At 41.3% G+C, this 978-nt stretch carries 1 protein-coding gene; it reads left to right on the top strand.

What is annotated here, in order from left to right; genetic code table 11:
- Positions 1 to 10 precede the first annotated feature (10 nt).
- Positions 11 to 978: reverse transcriptase domain-containing protein (locus CXF74_RS21445; RefSeq protein WP_332870287.1), on the top strand; the 968-nt coding region annotated here is incomplete at its 3' end.

Genomic DNA, 978 nt, shown 5'->3' on the forward strand with positions numbered 1-978 from the left:
TATAGATAGGATGATCCAGCAAGCCATTAGCCAAGTGATCAGCCCTTATTTTGAACCTATATTCTCGCCTCATAGTTACGGCTACCGTCCCGGTAAAAGTCCTAATCAAGCGGTCAATTACGTACAAACTTGTATTAAACAAGGGTACAAAATAGCCGTGGATATTGACCTATCAAAGTTCTTTGATGAAGTTAATCATGACATGCTCATGAATCGGCTCGGTCGGAAAATCAAAGACAAAGCCTTGATGCAATTAATTGGACGTTACTTAAGAGCCGGTATTGCGGAAAAAGAAACGGGTCTTTGGTTTCCATCCGATAAGGGCGTACCGCAAGGAGGCCCCTTATCGCCACTTCTGTCTAATATTTTATTAGATGAATTGGATAAAAAGCTAACACGAGAGCGATTGTATTTTGCACGTTATGCCGACGACATCATCATTTTAGTGAAGTCTCAGCATATCGGCAATAAGGTCAAAACAGGGATATCACAATACATCAGCCAACGTTTGAAATTGATTGTGAATGAAACTAAAAGTCGCGTTGGACCTGTTTCAGGTTCGAAGTTTTTAGGCTTTGCTTTCCAACGAGGTCGGATATTGATTCACGCTAAATCTTTGAAAAGATTTAAAGATAAAGTAAGAACATTGACCAACCGAAATTGGGGAATTGCCATGAAAAAGCAAATTTATAAACTTAATCAATATCTACGAGGATGGGGAAACTATTTTCTCATTGCCAATGCCTACCAGTTAACAGTTGACCTAGATACTTGGGTCCGCCGTAGACTACGGATGTGCTACTGGCGACAGTGGCGGAAACCGCGCACCAAAGTGAGATCATTAATGAAGCTTGGAGTACCGGAACGTCTCGCCATTTCTTGTGGCATAACCAGCAAAGGCCCATGCCGTAGTTCTAAAACTAAAGGGATCAATATTGCGATCAATAATACGTTTTTAGAACAGCAAGGGTTGGTGTC

Source organism: Psychromonas sp. Urea-02u-13 (assembly GCF_002835995.1).
Lineage (GTDB): Bacteria > Pseudomonadota > Gammaproteobacteria > Enterobacterales > Psychromonadaceae > Psychromonas.